Annotated in this window: 29 protein-coding genes; 8 read left to right on the plus strand and 21 right to left on the minus strand. The window is 63.0% G+C overall.

Annotation, left to right across the window (positions count from 1 at the left end):
* Positions 1-3: 3 nt before the first annotated feature.
* The 5 genes from BVG12_RS27680 to BVG12_RS27700 form a co-directional block, all read right to left on the minus strand.
* Positions 4-927, minus strand: a complete 924-nt coding sequence (locus tag BVG12_RS27680; protein WP_075796602.1) for a S49 family peptidase — start codon at positions 925-927, stop codon at positions 4-6.
* A complete protein-coding gene (locus BVG12_RS27685; protein ID WP_075795205.1) occupies positions 917-2,209 on the minus strand; it encodes a phage portal protein in 1,293 nt (430 codons plus the stop codon). Before BVG12_RS27685 ends, BVG12_RS27680 begins: the two co-directional genes overlap by 11 nt.
* Positions 2,209-3,921, minus strand: a complete 1,713-nt coding sequence (locus BVG12_RS27690) for a terminase large subunit (RefSeq protein WP_075795206.1) — start codon at positions 3,919-3,921, stop codon at positions 2,209-2,211. Before BVG12_RS27690 ends, BVG12_RS27685 begins: the two co-directional genes overlap by 1 nt.
* Before the next feature lie 8 nt (positions 3,922-3,929).
* On the minus strand, positions 3,930-4,391 hold the full coding sequence (locus BVG12_RS27695; protein WP_075795207.1) for a phage terminase small subunit P27 family: 462 nt from the start codon (positions 4,389-4,391) through the stop codon (positions 3,930-3,932).
* A gap of 120 nt (positions 4,392-4,511) precedes the next feature.
* On the minus strand, positions 4,512-4,910 hold the full coding sequence (locus tag BVG12_RS27700; protein WP_075795208.1) for an HNH endonuclease: 399 nt from the start codon (positions 4,908-4,910) through the stop codon (positions 4,512-4,514).
* 108 nt (positions 4,911-5,018) lie between these two features.
* Between BVG12_RS27700 and BVG12_RS27705 the strand changes: the two genes are divergently transcribed.
* On the plus strand, positions 5,019-5,216 hold the full coding sequence (locus BVG12_RS27705) for a hypothetical protein (RefSeq protein WP_075795209.1): 198 nt from the start codon (positions 5,019-5,021) through the stop codon (positions 5,214-5,216).
* A gap of 16 nt (positions 5,217-5,232) precedes the next feature.
* Positions 5,233-5,706 carry a DUF3489 domain-containing protein gene (locus BVG12_RS27710; RefSeq protein WP_075795210.1) on the plus strand — a complete coding sequence of 158 codons (474 nt, stop codon included), beginning with the start codon at positions 5,233-5,235 and terminating at the stop codon, positions 5,704-5,706.
* Here BVG12_RS27710 and BVG12_RS27715 read toward each other — a convergent pair.
* The 15 genes from BVG12_RS27715 to BVG12_RS27785 all read right to left on the minus strand — a co-directional run bounded on the left by BVG12_RS27715 (position 5,688) and on the right by BVG12_RS27785 (position 18,448).
* Positions 5,688-6,950, minus strand: coding sequence for a site-specific DNA-methyltransferase (locus tag BVG12_RS27715; protein ID WP_156895756.1), 1,263 nt, complete (start codon positions 6,948-6,950; stop codon positions 5,688-5,690). The genes BVG12_RS27710 and BVG12_RS27715 overlap by 19 nt on opposite strands.
* Positions 6,951-7,142: 192 nt before the next feature.
* On the minus strand, positions 7,143-7,523 hold the full coding sequence (locus BVG12_RS27720) for a DUF6362 family protein (protein ID WP_075795212.1): 381 nt from the start codon (positions 7,521-7,523) through the stop codon (positions 7,143-7,145).
* On the minus strand, positions 7,516-7,728 hold the full coding sequence (locus BVG12_RS27725) for a hypothetical protein (RefSeq protein WP_075795213.1): 213 nt from the start codon (positions 7,726-7,728) through the stop codon (positions 7,516-7,518). Before BVG12_RS27725 ends, BVG12_RS27720 begins: the two co-directional genes overlap by 8 nt.
* A 1-nt stretch (position 7,729) precedes the next feature.
* Entirely contained in the window at positions 7,730-8,242 is a 513-nt protein-coding gene (locus BVG12_RS27730; protein ID WP_179966300.1) for a crossover junction endodeoxyribonuclease RuvC, read from the minus strand.
* Between the two features lie 272 nt (positions 8,243-8,514).
* The gene (locus BVG12_RS27735; protein WP_229503735.1) at positions 8,515-10,704 is read right to left on the minus strand and encodes an AAA family ATPase; all 2,190 of its coding nucleotides are present in this window, start codon (positions 10,702-10,704) and stop codon (positions 8,515-8,517) included.
* On the minus strand, positions 10,701-11,456 hold the full coding sequence (locus BVG12_RS27740) for a hypothetical protein (RefSeq protein WP_075795214.1): 756 nt from the start codon (positions 11,454-11,456) through the stop codon (positions 10,701-10,703). Before BVG12_RS27740 ends, BVG12_RS27735 begins: the two co-directional genes overlap by 4 nt.
* Positions 11,456-11,878, minus strand: coding sequence for a DUF6511 domain-containing protein (locus BVG12_RS27745; RefSeq protein WP_075795215.1), 423 nt, complete (start codon positions 11,876-11,878; stop codon positions 11,456-11,458). The genes BVG12_RS27740 and BVG12_RS27745 overlap by 1 nt, the downstream gene beginning before the upstream one ends.
* The gene (locus tag BVG12_RS27750; protein ID WP_075795216.1) at positions 11,875-13,548 is read right to left on the minus strand and encodes a DEAD/DEAH box helicase; all 1,674 of its coding nucleotides are present in this window, start codon (positions 13,546-13,548) and stop codon (positions 11,875-11,877) included. The genes BVG12_RS27745 and BVG12_RS27750 overlap by 4 nt, the downstream gene beginning before the upstream one ends.
* Before the next feature lie 15 nt (positions 13,549-13,563).
* On the minus strand, positions 13,564-14,169 hold the full coding sequence (locus BVG12_RS27755) for a hypothetical protein (protein ID WP_075795217.1): 606 nt from the start codon (positions 14,167-14,169) through the stop codon (positions 13,564-13,566).
* A 2-nt stretch (positions 14,170-14,171) separates the two neighbouring features.
* Positions 14,172-15,071, minus strand: coding sequence for an ATP-binding protein (locus tag BVG12_RS27760; protein ID WP_075795218.1), 900 nt, complete (start codon positions 15,069-15,071; stop codon positions 14,172-14,174).
* Positions 15,068-15,382, minus strand: coding sequence for a hypothetical protein (locus tag BVG12_RS27765; protein ID WP_075795219.1), 315 nt, complete (start codon positions 15,380-15,382; stop codon positions 15,068-15,070). The genes BVG12_RS27760 and BVG12_RS27765 overlap by 4 nt, the downstream gene beginning before the upstream one ends.
* Before the next feature lie 5 nt (positions 15,383-15,387).
* Positions 15,388-15,858: a hypothetical protein gene (locus tag BVG12_RS27770; RefSeq protein ID WP_075795220.1), complete on the minus strand. Its 471-nt coding sequence runs from the start codon at positions 15,856-15,858 to the stop codon at positions 15,388-15,390.
* A complete protein-coding gene (locus BVG12_RS27775; RefSeq protein ID WP_075795221.1) occupies positions 15,855-16,067 on the minus strand; it encodes a helix-turn-helix domain-containing protein in 213 nt (70 codons plus the stop codon). Before BVG12_RS27775 ends, BVG12_RS27770 begins: the two co-directional genes overlap by 4 nt.
* A gap of 181 nt (positions 16,068-16,248) precedes the next feature.
* Positions 16,249-17,256, minus strand: a complete 1,008-nt coding sequence (locus BVG12_RS27780) for a hypothetical protein (protein WP_075795222.1) — start codon at positions 17,254-17,256, stop codon at positions 16,249-16,251.
* Complete coding sequence (locus BVG12_RS27785; RefSeq protein WP_075796605.1) at positions 17,219-18,448, minus strand: hypothetical protein; 1,230 nt, start codon at positions 18,446-18,448, stop codon at positions 17,219-17,221. Before BVG12_RS27785 ends, BVG12_RS27780 begins: the two co-directional genes overlap by 38 nt.
* Positions 18,449-18,653: 205 nt before the next feature.
* Here BVG12_RS27785 and BVG12_RS27790 point away from each other — a divergent pair, with 205 nt between their 5' ends.
* The 6 genes from BVG12_RS27790 to BVG12_RS27820 all read left to right on the plus strand — a co-directional run bounded on the left by BVG12_RS27790 (position 18,654) and on the right by BVG12_RS27820 (position 23,734).
* The gene (locus tag BVG12_RS27790; protein WP_075795223.1) at positions 18,654-18,974 is read left to right on the plus strand and encodes a helix-turn-helix domain-containing protein; all 321 of its coding nucleotides are present in this window, start codon (positions 18,654-18,656) and stop codon (positions 18,972-18,974) included.
* Positions 18,975-18,991: 17 nt separating this feature from the next.
* On the plus strand, positions 18,992-19,882 hold the full coding sequence (locus tag BVG12_RS27795; protein ID WP_229503736.1) for an ImmA/IrrE family metallo-endopeptidase: 891 nt from the start codon (positions 18,992-18,994) through the stop codon (positions 19,880-19,882).
* Positions 19,883-19,885: 3 nt separating this feature from the next.
* Positions 19,886-21,100 carry a hypothetical protein gene (locus BVG12_RS27800; protein ID WP_075795225.1) on the plus strand — a complete coding sequence of 405 codons (1,215 nt, stop codon included), beginning with the start codon at positions 19,886-19,888 and terminating at the stop codon, positions 21,098-21,100.
* Between the two features lie 341 nt (positions 21,101-21,441).
* A complete protein-coding gene (locus tag BVG12_RS27810) occupies positions 21,442-21,954 on the plus strand; it encodes a DUF2924 domain-containing protein (protein WP_075795227.1) in 513 nt (170 codons plus the stop codon).
* Complete coding sequence (locus tag BVG12_RS27815; RefSeq protein WP_075795228.1) at positions 21,951-23,306, plus strand: recombinase family protein; 1,356 nt, start codon at positions 21,951-21,953, stop codon at positions 23,304-23,306. Before BVG12_RS27810 ends, BVG12_RS27815 begins: the two co-directional genes overlap by 4 nt.
* On the plus strand, positions 23,303-23,734 hold the full coding sequence (locus tag BVG12_RS27820) for a ParB/RepB/Spo0J family partition protein (protein WP_075795229.1): 432 nt from the start codon (positions 23,303-23,305) through the stop codon (positions 23,732-23,734). Before BVG12_RS27815 ends, BVG12_RS27820 begins: the two co-directional genes overlap by 4 nt.
* Before the next feature lie 5 nt (positions 23,735-23,739).
* Here BVG12_RS27820 and BVG12_RS27825 read toward each other — a convergent pair whose 3' ends face one another.
* On the minus strand, positions 23,740-24,453 hold the full coding sequence (locus BVG12_RS27825) for a UPF0149 family protein (protein WP_156895891.1): 714 nt from the start codon (positions 24,451-24,453) through the stop codon (positions 23,740-23,742).
* Positions 24,454-24,459: the final 6 nt, after the last annotated feature.

A 24,459-nucleotide genomic window follows, 5' to 3' on the forward strand; every position in this document is an offset into this window, starting at 1 on the left:
AAATCAAATCAAGGCCAGCGTGTTCCTGGCTTGCGTGAGACGGGACGTGGCACGGTTCTGCGCCCGGCCACGCTTCTGCATCATCGAGACCACCTCGTCGAAGGTGGCGATGCCGTCGACCATCTTTTGCGCGAGCGCGGCGTCCGCACCGAGCACACGGCCTTGGCCCATGCCCTCGCGCACACTGGCGATTGGCTGGCCGCGCCCCTTGGCGACGGCTTTCGTAAACGCGCCGTAGTAGTCATCCACGCGCGATTGCATGAAGCCACGCGCCTCCTCGTTCAGCGGCTCGTAGGGGTTGCCCTCGACCTTGTACTTGCCGGCCGAGATCAGCGTGGGCGTCACGCCGTCGGTGGCCAGCGCCTGCGAATAGTCGAAATGCGCCTGCCACACGCCGATGGAGCCGACTTCGCCACCGGGCGTGACGTAGAGCTCGGCGGCGGCACAGCCGATCCAATAGGCCGCACTGGCCGCCAGGCTGTTGGCGATCGCCACCACAGGTTTGGCCGCGCGCGCCGACTGGATCTGATCGGCAAGCTCGGCCACGCCGTAGACACTGCCGCCTGGGCTGTCGATGTCGATCAGGATCTGGCCGACAGTGTCGTCAGCGAGCGCTTGGCGCAAGGCGGCGCCAAACATCTGTGTGCTGGTGGTGCCCGGGCCGGAGACGTCGTCGACCATGTTGCCGCGCTGGGTGACGACGCCATACAGCGGCAGCACCGCGATGCCATTGCCGCCGGCGGACTGTGCCGCTTGGCGTTTGAGTTGGCGTGCATCACGGTCCGCCATCACGCGAGCGAGGATGTCGTCGCCGGCCGGCTCATTTCTGGCCCACCGCCCGAAGACGGCGGTCAGTGCATTCAGCCGCTCCGGCATCAAGGCCCACGGCGTGGCCAGGAACTCGGCCAGCAGCAGTTCACGTTTCATCGTCATCTTCTCTGTCGTTGATCTTGTTGGGCTCTGCGTTGTCGTCGTCCGGCGGCGGCGCCTGGGCCGGTTGCTGGTTGGGACCCGTCGCGCCCATGTTGAGCGCGACCAGCGGCTCGTCCAGTCCTGGCAGCGGCGCGTAGTTCTCCGCCAGGCGCACCTCGTTGCGCGTGAGCGCGCCCATACTGACCATCGCCGAGTAATAGGTCGCCCGGCTGTTGGCATCACCGCGCATCAAGGCGGCGAAGTCGAATTCGCAGTCCAGGCCTTCGTCGTCGAGCATCAGGTCGGCGCGGATGCTGGCCTCCCAGCGCTCGGCCCACGGCCGCATGGTGTAGCGCACGAACTCGATCGACTGCTGCTCGATGTTGTTGTTGGTCGCCCGGTCCAGGTCCGCGATCATGTGCGGCGGCACGCGGAACAGGCGCGCGATGTCTGTGACCTGGAATTTCCTGAGCTCCAGGAACTGCGCCTCCTTGTTGGTGACGCCGACTTCGTGGTATTTCATGCCGGCTTCCAGCACCAGCACTTTGCCGCGATTCATTGCGCCTTGCGCGTTCTGGTAGGACTCGCGGAAGTTGTCGCGGGCGGGCTTGTCCTTGAAGGTGCCTGGATATTCGATCCAGCCACCGGTGGGCTTGGCGTCGTTGGCGAAGAAGCGCGAGCCGTAGTCTTGGGCGGCCAGGGCCAGCCCGAAACTCTCTCGTGCCATCTCGATGGGCGATAGGCCGATCATGCCGTCGGAGGACAGACCCCGCAGGTGCCACACCGCACCGCGCGGCAATATGGTCTGGTTTCCAAAACGGTCGAGGATTCGGTAGCTGTAGTCATCTGCCTGCGTGTTCGAGAGCACCAGGCTCACCCGATCCGGGTGGACCGGAATCAGGTCGGTGATCTCGCCAGCGGCGTTGCTGACGATGCGACAGAACGCATTGCCGCGCAGCGCCAGATGCCCCATCAGCATCTCGCGCCACTCGAACGGGTTCTGGAACCGGTTCGGTCGGATGTGGAACAGCCGGTACAGCCAGTGATCCGTCACTTCGACCTTGCCACCCTTCTTGCCTGGTCGGTACAGGATGAACGGCAGCGACGCCATGCTCTCGGCCAGGATGCGCACGCAGGCGTAGACGGCCGACAGCCGCAGGGCTGTCTCAGATGAGATGCGCGCGCCGCTGGTGGTACGCATCGTGACCGGCTCAAACCAGAACGATCCCCACGGGCTGCGGTCGTCGGAGTCGGCGCTGGGACCGAAGCGGCGGAAGAAATCGGCGAGCCGGCCCATCACAGCACCATCACTTCGTAGCTGCTGTCGATCACGATGCCGTCACCCGGTTTGATCGCGCGCGAGATCGCCATGATCAGGGCGACGATGCCGTCGATCTTGTTCTCCGGGCGCTCCTTCCTCGGGTAGATGTTGTCCTTGGCGTCCAGATGCGCGACCACGTTGCTGGCCATCCACGCCAGCACCGGATCGCCGTCGTGAACGAGCTTCTTCTGCAGCACCAGCGCCTCCAGCGTCTTCATCGGCTCGCTGAAATTGAGCACCGTCGGGCGCACCTCGATCATCGGCAAGCCTTCGGCCAGCATTCGCGTCGACAGCTGCGTGGCCTGGAATGGATCGAAGGCCACGGCTTGCACAGAGAAGCGCGATGCCATGGCGGTCAGGTCGGCCTCGATCCAGCTGAAATCGATGACGTTGCCCGGTGTCACCGTTAGGCGCCCAGTGCGCATCCAGCCGGGATACTGGCTGTTGCCGGCGGCCTGGACCGTGTCCTCCGGCAGGTAGTACTTGCCGAACACCGCGTAGGCATCAGCGATATCCGGATGCTGGAACACCAGCACGAGGGCAGCAATGTCGGTCTTGCTGGCCAGATCCAGGCCGATCCAGCACGGCTGGCCCTCAAAGGCATCCAGGTCCAGCGTGGAGTCGCCACAGGCATCCCAGGCCCGCATGTCCATCCACGCCGTGTCGGCGTTGACCCACTCGTTGAGGTGCTTGGTCTTGAAGTTGTTGATGGCGCTGGGCAATTGCATGGCCTTGGCCTGCAGCGGCCCCAACACCTCCGGACGCACCGAGATGCCCCAGTTGGGATTTGCCTTGATCAGCGCCGGCTCGGTATCCCAGGCGTCGTCGTCATCCAGTCCGTAGATGATTCCGAACTGGGTGTCGTCCTGGATCACCCCGTCGAGTAGCTTGGTGACGAAGGTGCGCACCTCGTAGCAGATGCCGGCGCGGTTGCTGCCGGCGGTCGTGATCACCCAGAGCAGCGAGTTGTCGCGTTTACCGGTACCAGTTTCGACCACGTCGTAGACCGTGCGCGTCTTGTGCGCGTGCAGCTCATCGACGCAGCCGAAATGGATGTTCAGGCCGTCCAGCGTCGAGCCCTCGGCTGACAGCGCCTCGAACTTGGAACCGCTGGCCAGCACATGCATGTTGTGCGCGCCCACGTTCACTGAAAACCGGCTGCGAAAACCGGCGCTGCGCCGTGCCATCGTCTGTGCGTCGCCGAACACGATGCGTGCCTGGTCCCGTGTGGTGGCGAGGCTATACACCTCGGCGCCACCCTCGCCATCGGCGGCCAGCATGTACAGGCCCACAGCCGAGGACAATGTGGACTTGGCATTGCCGCGCGGCACCTCGATGTAGGAGCGCCGAAAGCGCCGCTTACCATCGGACTTCACCCAGCCGAATACGGTGGACAGGATGAATACCTGCCACGGCTCCAGGCTGATCGGTTCGCCGGCCAGCGGCCCCTTGACGTGTGGCAGCCGCTCGATGAAGGCACACAGGTTGTCGGCCGGCTGAAAGGTGCGGCCTTCCTTGTCCTTCAACTTCGGGTTGAAGCGATAAGGACTGGCCTTGCCCGTGTACCGCGCCAGGTCATCCAGTTGACGCTGGCAGGCCCGCTGCACCCAGCGGCAAGCCAGAATTTCTCCGGCGACCACGGCTTCGGCGTAGCGACGGGCGGCGGTGGCGTAGTTCGTGGTTGCCATCAGCCCGCCTACCCAGCGATGTCCGCCCAGGGATCGAGGTCGTCCTCGGCCGCCTCCATGGGCAGCGTGACACGCGAGCGCGAGGCCGGCGTGAAGCCCATCTCGGTCGCCGCCTTGGTCATGATCTGCGCCTGCTTGTTGGCGATGGCCAAGTACGGCGACTGCATCGGCACGCCGGTGTTGGGCGCCTTCACCAGCAATCCCGTCTTGCTGATGCCGGCTTGCGCTTTGCGGTACAGGTCGGCGGCGCAGGCCCACACTTCCAGTACCGACATGTCGAGGCGCTTCAGGAGATGCGGCGGCGCGCATTCCAGCGCGTAGCGCCAGGCGGACTTCGCGCCCTCGCTCATGTACTCGGGCGGCTCGACCAGATCCCCTTGCGGTTTGGGCTCGCGCAGGTTGGTGCGGCACTTCTGCAGCGTTCCCTTGATTTGCTTGACGGTGGTGGGCAGCGGCTTGCGTCCGGCCATGGAAGTCGGGTCCTCGAAGGGGGAGTCCCCCCTGTTTCAATTTGCACGCGAAAAAATTTGACTGGGCGCGCGGTCTTTTGCGATTAGCGCCCAAGGAATTCACCCCCCTACCGGGGAGCATCAAAAGCTGTCGTTGCCGGGCACCCCGGGCTTGGCCACCGGATCACGCGGCTGGCGCGATTCCTGGGCCGTCTTGAGCACGTGGCAGCGGTGGCAGATCGCCTGGCAGTTGTCGGGGTGATCGGTGCCGCCTTGTGACTTGGGCACGACGTGGTCCACCGCTACGGCCGGCGTCAGGCGTCCGGAACGTTTGCACGGCTGGCACAGTCCTTGGTCGCGTCGCATGACGAAGGCGCGCAGCTTCTGCCATTTCGCGCCGTACCCGCGCTGGTGCGCGTTGCGCCGGTCCTGGTACCAGCCAACCTTCTCGCGTTGGTGGTCGGCGCAGTAGCCGGAGCCGTCCTGGACCAGCTTGCCGCAACCGGGGTGGCGACAGGGCGTGGGAGCTTTGCGGGGCATCGAGGGCCAGTTCAAGAAAGAAGCGACGAATGCGGAAACAGTGCTTGGCTTCTCGGCGGAATGAAGCGTTCATACGAACACCATCAACCACCCGAAGGAGTCCAGCGAATGGCCTACACCAGCAACGAATTCACGGTCGACGAGATCGGCTTCATCCAGACCGCGCTGACCAAGGTGCTCGCCGCCGCAGCCCGAGGTGAGATCGACCTCAACCGACTGGCCCGCGAAGAACTCGCATCGCGCGGCCTCGATGACAAAGGCAACTGGGTCGGCTTCGACCGTGCCAAACAAATCCACAACGTCTGAACTTCAGGAGATCGCCATGACCATGCAACTCACTCCCGCCCAGCACGCCATCCTGGCCTACGCCCATCAACACACCGAGGGCAAGATCACCTGGTTCCCGGACCACATCAAAGGCGGCGCGCGCAAGAAGGTGCTCGGCGGACTGTCCAATCGCGCCCTGATCACGAACACGGGCGGCGACTGGTTCATCGCCGCCGAGGGTTACGACGCGCTGGGTGTTCCGCGCAAGGCGCCGGTCAGCGCCAAAGTGATCGACGAAGCCATCGAGCAGGCCAAGCCACGCACCCGGGAGAACAGCAAGCAAGCCCAGGTGATCGCGATGCTCAAGCGACCCGAAGGCGCCACGATCGCGCAGATCTGCGAGGCCACGGGATGGCAGGCGCATACCGTGCGCGGCACCTTTGCCGGCGCCTTCAAGAAGAAGCTCGGCCTGACGATCACATCGACCAAGGAGAGCGGTGGCGAACGGATTTACGCCATCACCGGCTGATCAGCCTCGAGCGTCGGACCGAATTTCGCGCCATCGCTGGCGCGTATCGCTTCTTGCCCGGTGTAGTCCTGCCAGCGGCGCACGATCACGTCGACGTACTTCGGATCGAGTTCGATCAGGCGTGCCCGTCGGCCAGATCTTTCGCAGGCGATCAGCGTCGAGCCGGAACCGCCGAACGGATCGAGCACGATGTCTTTCGTCTTGCTGCTGTTGCGCACCGCGCGTTCGACGAGTTCCACCGGCTTCATGGTCGGGTGCAAGTCGTTCTTGGCTGGCTTCTTGATGTTCCAGACATCGCCCTGATCGCGGGCGCCACACCAGTAGTGATCGGTGCCATCGCGCCAACCGTAGAGAATGGGCTCGTACTGGCGCTGATAGTCGGCGCGGCCGAGGGTGAAGGTGTTCTTGGCCCAGATGATGAAGGTCGACCAACGACCGCCGGCAGAGCGGAAGGCCGATTGCAGGGTGTCGAGTTCGCTGGAACTCATGGCCACGTAGACCGCGCCCTTGGTCACGCCCAAGATGTTCTGACAGGCGGCAAGCAGGAATGCTTCGAAGCCGTCGCCCAGGTTGTCGTTCAGGATCGGACGGTTCTTGCCGCGCAATTTGTCCTTGGCGGTGTTGGCGTAGTTCACGTTGTAGGGTGGATCGGTGAAAGCCATGTCTGGCAATTCGTCACCGAGCAGCAGCTTGTAGTCGTCCGCCTTGGTGGCGTCGCCACACAGCAGCTTGTGATCGCCCAGCAACCACACGTCGCCCGTCTTGGAGATGGGTGTCTCGGGCACCTCCGGCACGGCATCGTCGTCGGCGAGCCCGTCCTTGGTGGCTTCGTCGCCTGCGATCAGCGCTTCCCATTCTTCCGGAGAAAAGCCCGTCAGTCCGAGATCGAAGCCGGCGTCCTTCAATTCGGACAACTCAATGCCCAGCAGTTCGTCTTCCCAGGAGGCGTTCTCGCCGATCTTGTTGTCGGCCAGGATCAGTGCCCGGCGCTGCGTGTCCGTCAGATGATCCAGAGGGACGACCGGCACCTCCGTCATGCCCAGCTTGCGGGCCGCCAGCAGGCGGCCGTGGCCGGCGATCACATTGTTCTTGCCATCGATCAGGATCGGCGCACCCCAACCGAACTCGCGTATGCTGGCGGCGATCTGCGCGACCTGGGCATCCGAGTGCTGCTTGGCATTGCGGGCATACGGGATCAGCGAGTCGATCGATCGGTAGTGGATCTGCAGTGCGCTCATCGGCATCCATAAATGAAAAAACCCGCCGAGAGCGATGCTCCGGGCGGGCTACAAGTCGATTCGATGCGAGACACAGCTCTCGCAACCATAGAGAGAATTTACCCCTGATCGCCGCAAAACGCGACACCCCGGAAAGCGTGCAATCCCATCAAGCGTTAGCAATGGCTGGCGCTCGTCAGCAGCCACCAGCAACTTCACTTAATTTCCCGATGCCAGATGGAGTGCCACGAGATGCAGGGCCATGTCCCATCGTCGTTGTGCCGTGCGCGGTGCACAGCCGAAGCGCTTGGCGATCTCTGACCAGCGATACCGCTCCGCCCGCATCCACACGAGGTGTCGTTGCTCCATCTCCAGACACTGCACCCACCGCATGACCTCCAGCATTCGGTCGACATCGGCAGGGCTCGGCGGAAAACGGACTGGTGCAGGATCGTCGCAGGCCAGGCGTTCGAACTCCGTGCGCACGATCGTCGGCCAGACGTTGAAATAGCCTTGCACCCGCACAGGAGGCAATCGATGTGCAGTGCGTGCAGCCTCGACAAAACGATCTGCCAGTTCATCGATGCTCCATTCAGCCATGGCGATGCTCCTTGTTCCCATACAGGCGGTTGCCAATGCGACGGAGCAGCTCACGCTCGAACCAGTCGAGTCGTGTGTCCTCGGGTGAAATGACGAGGATGTGCTGGTCGAGCCATCCCTCGCGTTTGATCTCTTCGGGATCTCGTCGGGGCTCTGGCACGAGCCGTCCCAGCGGGCTGCGGTACCGAGGTGTGGGGATCTTCATGTCACACCTCCTGTCCATCGTGGTAGATCTGGATGGCCCAGTGCAGGATCGCCAGGGCATCGGCCTCGTTGTCATCCGTAGGCGCATGTCCACGGAGCCGGGCGGCAGCGACCATCTCGTCCTTGCTCGCATTGCCTTTTCCGGTGGCGTGCTTCTTGATCGTGCCGACCGGCACACCCTGGTACGGGATCTGGTGGTGTTCGCACCACGCGGTCAAATGGGCCATGAAGCCGCCGTATGCGTGAGCGGCATCGACGCCGGCATGGCGACGGACCTCTTCGAAGAACACGGCATCCAAACCATCCGCAACCTGCTTGAGTTCGGTGAGCCAGCGTTTGAAGCGGAGGTAGCGCATGCCACCGCCCTCAAAACGCTGCGGCTTGAACCCTTCGGTTCCACTACTGATGTCGCAGTCACGGCACAGCAGCGCCCAACCGGTCTGAGTGCCGAGATCCAGCGCCAAGATCGAGTTGCCGTTCGCCGGCAGATCGACCCCATCCCGACCTCCAGGCAACCCTCCTCGTAAGGTAGAGGGAACTGCTGTTCCCTCTCCTACGTAGTAGGAGGGGGAGTTTTCGCCAACTTGGAATTCCCGGAAAACCCAGCATCCATGCGGGTTTGCTGAAGTTGGCAATTTGGCGGCGCTGCCAACTTGCCAATTTGCCGACAGCTCCGCAACGCGTTGATTTGAAATGGATTGAAGTTGGCAGTCGTTTGCCAACTTGCCGACGTCGGCAAAAAACAGGGGGAAGTTGGCAATGGTTTTGCCAACTTGTCGGTGCGTGTTCATGCGGGCTCCTCAGGATCGTTGATGTCATCTTGGTAAACCCACACCTCGGGGTTCTCGACCGGCAAGGCGGCCCCCGATTGCGGGCATTTGAAGTGGGTGGGCTGTACGGCGAGTTCGCGTAACGGCACTTCGCCGGTGTCTGGATCGGGCTCGCCTGCCACCGAGCGCAGGACCATGCCTTCCACGCAGAGGTAACCGAATTTGGTTCGGGCTGGCGGCAGACCATAGTCCGCTGCATTGCGGAAATACTTGATGTAGCCCTGCGTCGAGAGCGCTGAAAGCCGCTCGCGGATCGTGCGCTCGCCGCCGAGTCCCGCCTTGCCCTCAAAGCCTTCCGCGAACTGATTGGCGGTGTAGCAGTGCCCCTGCGCAGCCTCGTCGAACAAGATCTGCAGGATCGCGTCGCGTTTGCGACGACGTTCGGCATCCAGCCGCTGGCCATACTCCTGCATGACCAATCGCTCGTTGGGTTCGACCTCGCGCCACTCCCCCTGTACCTTGTCCACGTGCTTGAGGGGGATGCCAGGCCCATTGCGCAACTCGAAGATGATTTGCCGTGTCGTGCGCAGTTCGTCAGGCCGGTACAGCAGCATTCCGCTCGAGTAATAGCCGCGCAGACTGCCTGCGCCAGCCAAGGCCTGGAACGGGTCCTCCTCGAGCTGCTTCTTGCCCAGCTTCTTCGTGTGGTGTGCCAGGATCACGCCCGCATCGGGATTCACCGCCTGGCGAAGGCGGTCCACCCGCTGCGAGAGAAAAAACAGCATCGCGCCGTTGTCGTTTTCGCCACCGGCGTCGCCGCCATCGAACACATTGCGGATGGGATCGATGGCGATGATGTCCGGAGGCTCGCCGCCAAACGCATTCGCAATGGCAGGAATCACCTGCGCGAGGCCGGCGTCGTCCAGCACGAGGCGCAGCTGGGGCGTGGCCACGAAGTTTGCGCGGGCATCCAGGAGCCGGCTGGGTGGAATGTGCAGCTCTTTGACCCGTTCGCGCAGGTAGTGGTACTGCACCTCTGCCTGCAGGTAGAACACGCGCAAAGGGCGTGACGGGCGCATGCCGAGAAAGGCGGCACCAGCGGCCATGTGGGTCAGCCACGCTAGCAGGAAGTCGCTCTTGCCAACCTTGGGCGCGCCGCCGAAGACCAGCATTCCGGCCGGCGTCAGCACGCGCGGCGTGATGAGATCGGGCGGCAGCGGCGAATCGTCATCCAGCAGTGCGCCCAGCGTGAACGTCGGCAGCATGGGCAATGCCGCCTTGACCACACGGCGCTCGCCCTGTGCGATGAACCCGCAGCAGTCAAAGCCTTCGGCGACGGCATCAGCCGCGTCCCACTTGTCGGGCTTGTCGGAGGGCGGCACCAGAATGGCTACGGAAGTGCAGCCCGCCGCGACACAAGCGCGTGCGGCGTTCTCGGCGTAGTCCCAGCCTGGCGCGTCGCGGTCGGGCCAGATCAGCACCGCGCGGCCAGCGAGCGGTCGCCAGTCGGTCTTGTCGATGGGCGCCCTGGCCCCGTTCATCGCGGTAGTAGCCGCAATGCCGCTGGCGATCAGCGCATCGGCGCATTTCTCGCCCTCGACCAGCACCACGTCCTGCAGCTTTGAGATTGCCGGCAGGTTGTAGAGCGGGCGCGGATCGGGTGCCCGCCACATCCGGGCGCGCACGTCCCAGGGGCGGTATTCCTTGCCGGTCGGTGGGTCGTAGCGGTACACGCAGGCGATCAGCTCGCCCTCGGGCGTGAGATAGTCCCATTTCGCGGTGTAGGGGCCGAGCTCATCGACAGCAACGGTACGGACCGCGTGAGGAGCAATGGACGGTGCAGGCGGTGCGACACCCAGCCACTGGCGAATCTCCGTGGCAAGACGGGGAAAATCCTGGCGCGTGGACAGCCCATGGGATCGCGCCCACAGGTCGATGACGTCACCCCCGTCGTCGGTCGCGAAGTCCTTCCACAAACCGCGACGAGGACCATCGAGCTCGACGACCAAGCTTTTGCCGGGCGAGCCGTCGGTGTCGCCGACGTAGAACTTGCCGCTCCGGATGCGGCCTTGCGGGAACAGGTAGTGCAAGACGGCTTCGAGCCGATCCAGCAACCCAGTACGCAACGTCTCCGTGTCATTCACGAGTTCATTGCGAGGTTCGGCCGCATCGTTGAAGTCCAGCCACACGATATCGTTCGTCGTCACTTCGTCCCCCAGCAGCGGTCTTGCCAGGAGCACGACTTGCACTCGAAATGGGTAGGGGTCGTCGCATGGCGTGGCAACAGCTCGCCGGCATCGGATGCGGAAATCACCCGGACCGCGCGATCGGACATGCGCTGGGCCAGTCCGCCATCGAATGGCACCAGATCGAACCAGATCTCCTGCGAGTCTTTGTTGATGGCGGTGAACAGCGCGGGGTTGCGCGATATGCCGGGAATGGCGGCTTCCATGTAGGCCTGGTAGACAGCCATCTGCGCCGCGTACACCGGCTTGGATCGGGCGACGCCGAGCTTGACCGTGTCCCGCCAGGACTTGTCGTTCATGGTCTTGCATTCCCACAGCGACGGGCACCGGAGCCCGAGCTCGCGGGGGGCGGCGTTGATCACGCCGTCGACGTGGCCCTGGATGCGCCCGCTCGCCACGGAAAAGCCGAATTGACCTCCACTGGCCTTGCGCGTGTACAGGTCGAAGCCGGCCAACCGCAGCCAGCGAATGGCCAAATCTTCGAGCGCATGCCCGACCTCAAACACGCGCAGGATGCGACCGGGAATTTCGCGGCCGGGATCGACAGGTGTGCGCAGGTACTCGTACTGCAGCGCGCGCTCGCAGGCCACACCCAGCCGCGAAGCGCCGAGGTAGGTACGCGGAGCCTGTCCATCACGATCGCTGGCGAGCGCGGCATCGATGAGAGCGCCGATCTGCTCATGGATCTTGGGACGGTGGTTGAAATCCAACATCAGAACGGCACCCCCCTCGGAGTGGCTTGCCCTTGACGGGCCAGGCGCTCCTCCAGGAAGGCACGATCCTTGGCGGCCATGCGCTCGTGCTCGTCGATCATCTGGTCCTGATAGGCGGTGACGACGACATCGATCAGGGTCAGCACCTCATCCCGGGTGTAGTCCGCCAAGGGTCGCTCCATGCCGATGGAACCGACGTACTCACCCAGCGGCGACAGGCACGCTCGCATGGCCGCCAGCTCCATGTCACTCGGATCGATCATGCGTGCCTCCGTCTTGTTCATCAGCTTGCAGAACGCGTCCTGACAACGCCGCGAACAGAACACCCACTCGCTCGAGTAGCGATTGGGGTCGCCCGGTTTGATCTGAGGGTTGAACCAGCCGTACCCCTTGGCCTTGCGGTAGCAGATCGCGCATTTCAAGCGGCCTCCCGATGGCCGTCGTTGGCCGCTACCACCAGCCGCTGAATCGACGACTTGTTGAACTGGAACGCCAACAGGGCCGATGCCTGATAGCGGGTCATCCCGAAGTCCGCACGCATCTGCTCGGGGAGGTAGCGCAGTTGCTTGTCGGTCGGCGGCTCGTTCAGCCAGCGCCGGGTCTTGTGCGCGGAGTCGGCGGATTCGTGCTCGTTGAGCCAGTCGTCGGCCTTGGCCATGCACACCGTGCGCTCGCCGACGGCCAACAGGTGCGGCCTCAAGTCCTTGCCGCCGCCGACGGCGTGCCAGCGGCCATTGAGAAAGAAGATGCCGCCCCAGGCGCTGAAACCCGTGGCCATCAGCGCGTCGTCATGCCCGAACAGGTCGCACCAGCGGAAGTTGGAGCGCTTGAGCAGATCGATCTCGCTCATGACGAAGTCCGCCAGCACGCCAAGCTCCTGCGGCTCGCGCTCCCACACGTGGCCGCACAGAGGGCACTCCATGCAGGCCAGCGGAACGATGGCGCCGCACTCCGGGCAGTCCTTGGTCGGCGCATCACCGTCGCCCTGATGCCCGTCGAGGCTGATTTCCTGTTCGAGAGATCCATGCATCAAGCTGGCCGTACCGAAGTCCAGCACGATGCAATCGGTCTTGATGACGCCAGGGAACTCCTCGGGGTCCACGGTGCGCAGACCACGGCCGACCATCTGGATGAAGGTGGACTTGTAGGAACTGGGGCGAAGCAGAACGACGCAGCTGGTGGGCGTGTAGTCATAGCCCTCGGTCAGCACCGCGACATTGACCACGACCTGGGCGTACCCAGACTCGTACTCGGCCAGGCGCGCTTTTCGGTCCGCGTCGGACAACTCGCCGTGGACGAGCACGGCGTGTACGCCCGATTCGACAAAGGCATCGCAGACGTTTTGCGCATGGGCGACCGTCGAGCAGAAGACGATGGTCTTGCGCGACGACGCATTCGCCTTCCAGTGCTTGATCACCGCTTCGGTGATCAGCCGCTTGTCGAGAATGGACGCGACCTCGTCCATGTCGAAGTCCATCGCGGTGCGGCGGACGTTGCGCAGTGCGTCCTGCACGCCGACGTCGATCACGAACGTGCGCGGCGGAACGAGGTGCCCGGCGGTGATCATTTCGCCCAAGGTGATCTGGTCTGCCACGTTGGAGAAGACCTCGCGCAGCCCCTTGCCATCACCGCGATTCGGGGTGGCGGTCAGGCCGCAGATGCCAGTCCGAGGATTGCGGGCCAGCACCGTGTCGATGATGGCGCGGTAGGTCGGTGACGAAGCGTGGTGCGCCTCGTCGATCACGAGCAGATCCAAGGTCGGCATCTGGTCGAGGTGCGCCTGGCGCGATAGGGTCTGCACCATCGCGAACGTCGCCTGACCGCGCCAGGACTTCTCGTTGGCATCGAACACGGACGTGCTCATGCCGGGATTGACACGCGAGAACTTGTCGCGGTTCTGACCGGTCAGTTCAGTGCGGTGGGCAAGGATGCAGGCCTTCGCATCGGGCTCGGCCAACACACTGCCGGTGACCGCCGACAGCATGATGGTCTTGCCCGACCCGGTCGGCGCGACAGCCAGCGTGTTCCCGTGCTCATCGAGCGCCGCAAGCGTGCGCTCGACCAGGAGGGATTGGCGGGGACGGAGCATCATGAGCGTGGCCCTCCGTCACTGCGCCCAGCTGGGGCGGCCCGGAACGGGTGCCCGGCCGGTTGCCTGCGCATAGGCGTTGGGGGCGCTGGCAGCGGGGGCCGTAGGTGCTGGCTGGCGCGCACCGCCCATCAGCGCGGCGTAGTCCTTGTGGTCCGGCGTGATGGCGGCCTTGATGACGCTCTTGTCTTGGCCGTTCTGGTCCTTCTCCCAGTCGACCTTGCCCAGGAACTCGATGCCATCCAGATCGGTGAATCCGCCGATGCGGCGCGCGTTCTGTGCAGCAGGACTGTTGTCGCCGGGGTGCACCCCACGCGCCGAGTTGAGAATCGCCTTGACGAAGGTGCGGCCCATGTTGGCCCATTCCGGCCCCTTGGGGCTGTGCAGGCCGATGAGCGACCACATCTTGCGGCGGGCGAACTCGCCGTCCGTCACGACGAACTCGCAGTTCAGGTAGACCGAACCGGTGTTGTCGTTGCGGGTGGCGTAGCCGCCAGTCCAACCCTGGGATGCGTCGTCGAAGCCGCCCGGGCGGATGGTCATGCGAACGCGGACCAAGGTGCCCTTCGGGATCAGGTCGAAGGACGTCTGTTCGGAAGCGGAATTGAAATCGAAATAGGTCATGATCAAGACTCCTGAGTCGAAGTGGATTCGGGGGCGGCGGCTGAATCAGACGCTGAGGCAGACGCTGGATTGGGGCGAGCGAAATCGAGTCGCTCGGTGGCGGGCTTGGCAGGGCCGGCGATCTTTTCCATCAGGCGGCCGAGATGGGGCTCCTCGATGGCATCGAGCCGACCGGAACGGTCCTTGGCCGGGTAGTTCCATGGGTTGAGCGTGTGGCAGACGAATGCGCGGTAGCCGCTGCCGTCGTCGGCCTTGATCTCGGCCAGGGTCACGACCTCGTCGACGATCCCGGGCAGTTCGAGGCCGGTCTTGGAGCCGTCGATCTGTAGCGAGAACACCCGGCGGTTGAAGTCATCCAGGGCCTCGTTCAAGATGCCGACGAACCACACGTTCTTGCGGCGGGTGTGCTGCAAGTGGGTGAGCCAGCCGATCATTTCCTGGCCCATCAAACCGTAGGCGCCACGGCTGTCGGGCTTGCCGGTCTTCTCCGAGTAGGCCTGTGGCTGGCCCTTGCACCACTGCAGGCACAAGCGTCCGGCCACGGTGATCGAATCGACGAAGACGGTCTCGTACTTGTCCAGAGCCGACGGGTCGCCAAAGCGCGCGCAGACTGCATCGAAGTGCGCCTGGCTGTAGGGCTGGTCCTCGCGCAGTGCCGGGTTCGGGCCACCGATGAAGACGGCGAAGTCGCGGCATTCCTGCCATGTCCGAGGGCGGATCGCATCGCCCGCCCAGCCTTCGACGGCGAGATCGCCGGCCTCGAGGTCGAAGAACAGCGTCGCCGTGGGCTTCAAGGTCCACAGCTGCGAGGTCTTGCCGATGCCGCTCTTGCCGACGAGCACGCCCTTGACGCCACGACGCTCGGCGAGACGCTGGTCGGCTGTGATGATGGGCAGGCTCATTTCCGGCCTCCGTCAGCACCCAAGTCGGCGAACGCAGTAGCGACCGTGGTGACGCCCAGGGCACCGCGCTTGCGGGCGAGGTCATAGAGGTCACGCAGACCTTGCAGGCGGCGGTGATGGGCGCGGGACTCTGCCTCCATGCCTTGAATCGCGAAGGCCAGGTCATCGACGGTCGCATCCTCCAAGGGGCGCACCACTTCATCGGCACGGTTGTCAGCGAGCGCCGGGATGCGGATCGTCTCCGGCAGATCCCGCAGGTACATCTCGGACTGCTTGCGCAGCAGATCGAGCAGCGTAGGTTTGGTTTTCATGGGGATCACTCCTGAATCAGCGCAAGGCGGAACCCGGGCTTGCCGGTCTTGAGCGTTCGCGCCGGGGCGAACGCGCTCTTCAGCGTCTCGGGCCAGGCGTTGAACTTGGTCTCGGAGACGCGGTAGCTGATCTCGACGTACTCGGCGGGGTCTTCGCCGTTGGCCGCGATGCGGCGGGTGATGTCGTTGAGCTTTGCTTGATCCCACTCGACCTTCTTGGGCAGGTCGGCAGTGATGCGGACACGGCCGTCATCGAAGTGCACGACGCCGGTGTCCTTGCCGGTCGCCAGACGCAGTTGATGAGCGCGTTGGGCGTACTTGAGATCCAAGGCGCGATCGACGTGCTCGACGATGGCTTTGGCAGCGGCCAGCAGATCGGCCGCATCGTTCTTCAGTTGGAAAAGCGACTCGCCGGATCGCTGGGCGAGTTCACCGGCTGGCGTGGCCAGCACTTGATCGGGTGTGAGGTGGCTCATGCCGCACCTCCCGCTTCGACGCGCTCGGACGTGCTCTTGCGCAGGCTCTCGGACTCGAAGGCTTCGACGTCCTCAAGGCGGTACAGGACACGCCCTTGCAGTTTCAGAAAGACCGGACCGATTCCTTCGGACCGCCAGCGTTCCAGCGTTGCTTCGCTGACGTCCCAACGGTCCGCCAGTTGGCGTTGGTTGAGGTGTTTGACATTCACGATTAGCTCCTTCAGGTGGTTGCGAACTCGTGAATGAATGGTCGAATTCGACGCGTGGGGGCGTCGATCAGCACCATGTGGGGGCCGATGTGGGGGCGCAGGATTTAGGGGGTTCTACTGGTTCCAGAAAGCAAAACACCGCCCGAAGGCGGTGTTTTGGAGTGGCTGTGATAGCTTTGGGTCAGGACAGATTGAACGCGTACTTGCCCTTGGTCGGGTTGGCGATGAACTCGCGCCACTTGTCATTGCCCTTGAACAGGTCTTGCATCTTGAGTCCCTTGCGGTCCTCCTCAGTCCTGCGCGCGGGATAGGCCGCAGCGAGGATCTCGCTGGCATCCAACTCCCAACGGCCCTGCCGTGCCTGCTCGTACATGTAGGCCACGGCGAGTGGCTGGTGCTCGCCCTTGACTGTCCAGGTATCCGTCTTCGTGCGAATCCGCAGGACGCCATTGGCAAATTCGACCGGCAGCGCGCTAGGTTTGATGCCGTCCTCGTTCGAGGTCAGGATGCGCTCAAGGTAGTGCACATCCAGACGCGGCATGGGTGAGTAATCAACCAGTGCATCACGGAGGTAGGCGACGCGGTAATGGCGTGGCGGCCGAACGGTGGGCGGCAGGTCATGGCCAGCACTCAGAATCAAGCCCTGGTCAGGCAGCCTCGTGTCGAGAAGCGACTGGTAGACCTCATCGACGTGGGCGCTCAGCCCACGTACCAGCCACACAGGCGTCAGAGCCGGGCCGATGCGTGCGTCGCCCAGATTCCATAGCTTGCGCTCGATTCTTGGCTTTTGGATGCGCGCGCGGAGAACCTGTGCGATGTTCAGCAGGTCGGCCAACTCATTGAGGAGCCGGTTCGTGTTGACGTCAAACACCGCGACAGCATCCGCGCCGACTCGCTTCATCCGGAAGGTCTCGGGGCACCGGTAACTGTAGAAATTCGGGTCTTCAGTTTCCTGCAGGTCGACATGCGTCCGCTCGTCACCATGAGGCACGGAATAGCTGCCTGAGTAACCAACTCGATCGGACCAGGCCGTCAAGTCCCTCTGGTCCAGCGAGGTGGTCGCGGCCACAGTCCACCCCGGTACGCCGTACAGACGATTGCCATCGGCGTCCAGGATCGGGCTGTCTGACTGTTCAAACAGCACCAGCAGGTCAAGCAACGAGCGCGTCGACAGGCTCTTCGGCGACATCACTGATCTCCTTCACCAACTGCCACTTGGCCAGCAAACGGTCGCACAGCGCCCGGTCCTTTTCACGCTTGGTCTTAATGTTGCACTTGTTGTCCTCGCGCAGGATGACCGCGATCGTGCGCGCGCGCTCTTTGCCTACCTTCTTGATGCGGATCGACAGCTTCGCGTAGTTGAGGTGGTGGTTGCGGAAATCGAACGACAGGGAAATCAGGGATCGGGCGGCGGTGTAGATGTCGTCAACATCCTTGGCCCAGATCTTCACCAGCAAGGACCGATGGTTGGCTGCGGTGTAGCCGAGCTCGATCACCTTGACCGATGCCACGTTCTCGCCGGACAGGTCGAAGGCGCGAGGCGCGGCCAGGCTCTGGTAGTCATACTGCTTCAGCGGAATCTTGTCGCCGCTGATGGGCGACTGCAGCAGCGAATCCGCCACGATCCGTGCCAGCGCCTCGCGGCCGTCGGTGTCTTTGGACAAGACCTCCAGATGGCCGTTGGCTGGCTCATACGTGATGTGAGAGGAGACCGCACGGATCACCTCCTGCGGCACGAGTTCGCTGGCCTGGACGCGATCGATGATCTCGGGCGGGCGGTTGTGATGCACGCTGACCTGGTAAAGATCGACGTCTTCGCCGGTGAGTGTGTCGGGGCGCAGCCGCTTGAAGATCTGGACGGCGACAGTGTCCGCCGCGCAACCAAGGTGCTGAGCGACGGCCTGATGGAATGCCTGCCGCGCTGCCGCGTCGTCCAGCACCGTGAGGTCCTTGGGTGCGACGTAACCGGAATAGCACGACGCGCTCTGGCGGAACACATCGGCCTGACGGGCGTTCAATGCCTCCTCCAACAGTGCAGGCTCGTGGAGGTGAAGCCACAGCGCGCGTTCATATTGGTTCGGGATGGCGGCAAACGCCGCTTTTTCAGCGTCGCCGAAGATGTCCTGACTGATGCCTTCGATGACGTCCTGCCCGGCGCCGTCCGACAGCAGCACGATGCGCTCGGCCACTTCCTCGATCTTTTGGCGCTCGCTCACCGTCAGGGCTGACAGTACCTGCTCCATGACGGCGCGCTGTTCCTGCTTGCCCTGCTTTTTGTCCAGTTCCGGCATGGCCAGACTGAACTCCCCCACCATGAACTCACGGAAGACTGCCGGCGGCAGGTGGCCGAGCAGCTTGGACAGATTTTCAGCATCGTTCATCGACATTCCCCCTTTGCAAGGTTTTGATTGGGTTGGCACCAGCCCAGGCCCCCGTCTTCTTGTTGGGGATTTCAGACCGATAACGTTCGGCGTACCGAACGATTCAGATTATTTCCGGTCGGATAGTGGTTTGTCAAGCAGGTACAGTTTTGTTCGGTGTAGTGGTATCATTTTTGGATTGAAGCAGACGAATGAGGAGAAAACGGTGCCATCCCCCCTGGGCGACAAGATCCGTGCACTGCGCAAGCAGAAAAAGCTCAGCCTTGAACAATTGGCCGAGCTGACCGAGTCCAGCAAGAGCTATATATGGGAGCTGGAAAACAAGGACGATCCGAAGCCGTCGGCCGACAAGATCAGCAAGATCGCGGCGGTGCTTGAGGTCACCACCGAGTTCCTGCTCACGGAGTCCTCGGCCACGCCGGACGAGGCGGTACTCGATGAGGCGTTCTTCCGCAAATTCAAAGCCATGTCCGAGCCGGACAAGAAGAAGATCCGCAAAATCCTCGATGCATGGGAAGACGAATGACAGATGCGAAAAGGCCCATGGCCGAGGCCAACCGCATCTCGAAGATGCTCAACGCGGTGCTGGGCACCGAACGATTTCCGGTGAAGGTCGATGAACTGGCGCTGGAGTATTCGCGCCAGTGTTTTGCCGCCTCGCCGATCGACAAGGTTCAGGGAGAAGACCTGGACGGTTTCGACGGCATGTTGGCGGCCAACAAGTCGCGCTCGAAATGGCTGATCCTCTACAACAGTGCAACAGCCTCGGAAGGTCGGAAGCGTTTCACCATTGCGCACGAGTTTGGACACTACCTCCTGCACCGCCACCAACAGGATCGCTTCGAGTGCGGTGGCGACGACATCGAAACCGGGGACAACAATGGGCGCGACATCGAGGCCGAATCCGACTCGTTCGCCTCGACCCTGTTGATGCCGCTGGATGATTTCCGGCGCCAGGTGGATGGGCAGCCGATCAGCTTCGATCTGCTGGGCCACTGCGCCGATCGCTACGGTGTTTCGCTGACAGCCGCCGCCTTGCGCTGGACCGAAATCGCTCCGAAGCGTGCCGTGTTGGTGGCCAGCCGGGATGATCACATGCTGTGGGCCAAGTCGAACGAGGCGGCACTTCGGTCCGGCGCTTACTTCGCCACCCGCAAGAACACCATCGAGTTGCCTCGCCAGGCGCTGGCACACAGCTACAACGGCTGGGACGCAGGCGATCAACAGACGGGCCGGGCACAGGACTGGTTTCCACGCGAACCTGGCAGCATGCCCGTCACCGAAATGACACGCGTGGCCGGGCAGTACGACTACACGCTGACGCTGCTGCTGATGCCCGACGCCGAATGGCAGCGGCCTCGGCATGATGATGAAGAGGCGGAGGAGGATACCTTCGATCGATTCATCCGCAACGGCCAATACCCTGCGCGATAGATTATGAGCGCGCACAAATGGCAGTTCAGTTCCCGCTTCCGCCGTCACGCCTTCGGCTGGCGATCTGACACGCCGATTCAGCGCATCAAGGAAGCCCTCGCGGAAATCAAGCAGGTCGCGCGCAAGGAGCCGTTGCTCGCTGCCGAGGGCGCCGTGACCCTGCTGGAGAAGCTCTCACCGGCGCTGGAGCAGGTCGACAGCTCGTCGGGCGCCCTGGGCTCGGCGGTCAACAAGGCCATCGAGACCGTGGTGCCGATCATTGCCAAGGCTGATGTCGAAACGCGTGTTCGACAACGTTGGCTCGAACGCCTGTGGCAGGCCCTGCAGGACGACGAGATGCCCTACATCGAATCCCTCGGGGAGCACTGGGGCGAGTTGTGCGTCACGCCGGAAATGGCGCTCGCGTGGGTCGACGAGTTCTTGCCGTTGGTCGAACACGTCTGGAGTCCCCGGTCCGCCGGCCACGGATTCTTCAAGGGGACGAGCGCATGCCTGGCTTCGCTCTACGCCGCCGGTCGCCATGATCAACTGCTCGCGCTGCTGGAGCGCGCGCCCTTCAAGTGGTGGCACGACCGCCAGTGGGGCGTCAAAGCGCTGGCAGCGATGGGGAAGAAAGCGGAGGCGGTTCGATATGCCGAGCAGTCGCGCGGTCTGAACGACCCCGGCTGGCAGATTGCCGAGGCCTGCGAAGCCATCCTGCTGTCATCGGGCATGGCGGAGGATGCGTACCGGCGCTATGCGATCGAAGCCAATCAAGGCACGACCAATCTCGCCACCTTTCGCGCCATCGCCAAAAAATATCCGGGCATTCCGCCGGAACAGATCCTGCGCGATCTGATTGCCAGCACCCCAGGTGCTGAAGGCAAGTGGTTCGCCGCCGCAAAGGATGCCGGCCTGTTCGACGTTGCCATCGAATTGGTCACCCACAGCCCGACCGACCCGCGCACACTGGCTCGCGCGGCCAGGGATTTTGCCGAAAGTCAGCCTGACTTTGCTGTCGCTGCCGGCCTTGCATCACTGCGCTGGATTTCGCTCGGGCACGGCTATGACATCACCGGCCTCGATGTGCTCGACGCCTACTCGGCCGTGATGCAGGCGGCATCAAAGGCCGGGGTGGATGCCCAGCAGGTCAAGGCGCAGATCAGGAACCTGCTGTCGTCCGCGCCCGTGGGCAACCAGTTCATGAAAACGGTTCTGGCCCATCATTTGACGGGCTGATTCGCGCGGCGTTTTCGCAGAGGCCCGCACCAGTACGCCCGCGCCCGAAACTCCCTCATGGTGTCGGTCAGCGTTCGTCCGGAGAATTTCGCTATTCAAGCGAGTTTGACGGAGAGGACCGATACCGATGCATGTAATCAACCAAATACCACCCGGCCGGATGACTCCGGAACAGCGTCGGCGCGAGCTCGCGTCGTTGCTGGCAAATGGGATCGCGCGCCTTCGACTGGCTGACGATCTCCGGTCCGCAGATAGTGCCGAAGATAGCGAAGTTTTACTTGGCTTTCATGGCAACCAGAGCGTTCATTCAGACCCGTCAACAACATAAAAACGGAGTCCTGATGAGCACGACCGTCAAAGTCAACACCGGCACCTTCGCCACGCCACCATCGGTTGCCGCACAGATCGCACGATTGCCCGAGCTGCCCATGTCGGAAATCAAACATCTCTGGCTGCGGCTCTTCGGCGGCGACACGCCCACTCACAACCGCCAGTTTCTCGAACGCCGCATTGCCTACCGCCTGCAGGAGATGGAGTTCCGCAAGGTCGATGCCGGCCTGCTGGAGCGCAACAAGCGCCGGATCGCATCCTTGATCGAGACCGGCAAAGTCAAGAAACGCGATCGCGACTACCGGCCGGCAGCGGGTACCGTGCTCACCCGCGAGTACCAGGGCGTCGAACACCGCGTGATCGTGACCCAGGACGGTCAGTACGACTTCCAAGGCCGGATGTATCCGAGCCTGTCGATGATCGCCCGTGAAATCACCGGAACCAGGTGGTCCGGGCCGCTGTTCTTCGGGCTCAAGGCCCCCGCCACACCCAAGACGAAGGCGAAGAAGGGAGCGCGGCGATGAGCGAAGTTTTGAAGCGCCGCATGCGTTGCGCCGTCTACACCCGCAAGTCCACCGATGAGGGGCTGGACCAGGAATACAACTCCATCGATGCCCAGCGCGATGCCGGCCATGCCTACATCGCCAGCCAACGCGCCGAGGGTTGGATTCCTGTCGCCGATGACTACGACGATCCGGCGTTCTCCGGCGGCAACATGGATCGTCCCGCACTCAAGCGGCTGATGGCGGACATCGAGGCCGGCAAGATCGATGTGGTCGTCATTTACAAGATCGACCGCCTGACACGCAGCCTCGCCGATTTTTCCAAGATGGTCGAGGTGTTCGAGCGCTACGGTGTGTCCTTCGTGTCGGTCACCCAGCAGTTCAACACCACCACGTCGATGGGGCGGCTGATGTTGAACATCCTGCTGTCCTTCGCCCAGTTCGAGCGCGAGGTCACCGGCGAGCGCATCCGCGACAAAATCGCCGCCAGCAAGCGCAAGGGCATGTGGATGGGTGGTGTACCGCCGCTCGGCTACGACGTCGAGAACCGGCGGCTAGTGCCCAACGAACGCGAGGCCAAGCTCATTCGGCACATCTTCCAGCGTTTCGTCGAACTCGGCTCCGGGACGCTGTTGTTCAAGGAGCTGAAGCTGGACGGCGTGACCTCCAAGGCGTGGACCACGCAGGACGGCAAGACCCGCGAAGGCAAGCCGATCGACAAGGGGCTGATCTACAAGCTGCTCAATAACCGCACCTACCTCGGCGAACTGCGCCACAAGGAGCAGTGGTACCAGGCCGAGCACCCGCCCATCATCGACCGCGCGTTGTGGGATCAGGTGCACGCCATCCTGGCTACCAACGGACGGGTGCGCGGCAATGCCACCCGGGCGACTGTGCCGTATCTGCTCAAGGGCATCGTATTCGGCAACGACGGCCGGGCCTTGTCACCGTTTCACACCACCAAGAAGAATGGCCGCCGCTACCGCTATTACGTGCCGCAGCGCGAGAACAAGGAGCACGCGGGCGCATCGGGGCTGCCGCGATTGCCAGCCGCTGAACTCGAATCCGCCGTACTGGACCAGCTGCGCGTTCTGCTGCGGTCGCCGGCTCTCCTGGGCGATGTACTGCCGCGCGCCATCGCACTGGATCCCAGTCTTGACGAAGCAAAAGTAACTGTCGCCATGACGCGCCTGGACGTCATTTGGGATCAACTCTTTCCGGCCGAGCAAACGCGCATCGTCAAGCTGCTGGTTGAGAAGGTGATCGTGTCACCCAACGACCTCGAAGTGCGGCTGCGCGCCAACGGCATCGAGCGCTTGGTGCTTGAACTGCAGCCAACGGGCGTCGCCCAGCCCGAGGAGGCATTGGTATGAGCGAGATCCGCATCCAGAAGACGGGCGAACCCGACGTCATCGAGGCCAGCGATGGCCGACTGACCTTGTCAGTGCCGATCCAGATCAAGCGGCGCAGCGGGCGCAAGCTGGTCACGCTGCCCAATGGCGAAACAACCAAGGCCAGGCCGTGGGATACGGCGGCCACGCCGCTGCAACTGGCGCTGGCCAGAGGCCATCGGTGGCTGGCCATGCTGGAGTCGGGCGAGGCCAAGTCCCTCAAGGAGATCGCCGCTGCTGAAGGGATCGATAACAGCTACGTGAGCCGGATGGTCAACTTGACCACGCTGGCGCCGGACATCGTTGCCGCTATCCTGGACGATGCCATGCCGAACCATGTCACGCTATTTGACTTGGCGGTGGACCCGCCGGCGCTGTGGGAGGAGCAGCGGGAGCAGCTGCGGTCGTGACTTTCTCATTGCAGGTTGGCAGCCGCCCCGCAGCATTTCTTGAACTTTTTCCCACTGCCGCACGGGCAGGGATCATTGCGGCCCACCTTGGATTGCATGGCCTTGGCCACCTCCCGTTGATAGGCGGCATGTCGAAGTGGGAGCCAGAAGGCATGCATGGCCAAAACAGCCTCAGGAATCTGCGACGCGAGCTTCGCGCGCCGAGCCGGGGTCTTGGTGAGTTCGTCCTGATCTGGCCCGAAATCATCTTCACCTAGCAAACCGATCGGACGAAACCAAGCTTGGCCTTCGGGCGTTTCCAACATCGGCTGCCAGGCATTCCAGCTAAGCCTCATGCCTTCGACAAAGCCATAGGCCCAACCTTCGGCTTCTTCGTAATCCTTGCCTCTGTATGCCCTCGTTGCTAAAACCAGATTGATTTCGCATGGGTCGTTTTGCAGTCCGGCGATGATACCGTTGAAGTGGCGCATGACCAAGCCCATGACGTGGTTCAACTGATCGATCGACTCCATCGGTGGCATCATTTCTTCGGTACCCCAAATCTTAGGCAACCACTGTTTTGGGTGGAGGGAGGTCGGCCCTATGGCGATTGCATGCAGGAATCCATCCATCATGTCGATCGTCATGACCTCATCGGTGTCGACGTCGTAACGTAGGAACAGGTCGAGTTCGGTGAACTCGTCATCGGTCAAGGGGGGCGGAATATTCATCGGGCGCATTTGCAA

The sequence above is a fragment of the Massilia putida genome (assembly GCF_001941825.1).
GTDB lineage: Bacteria > Pseudomonadota > Gammaproteobacteria > Burkholderiales > Burkholderiaceae_D > Telluria > Telluria putida.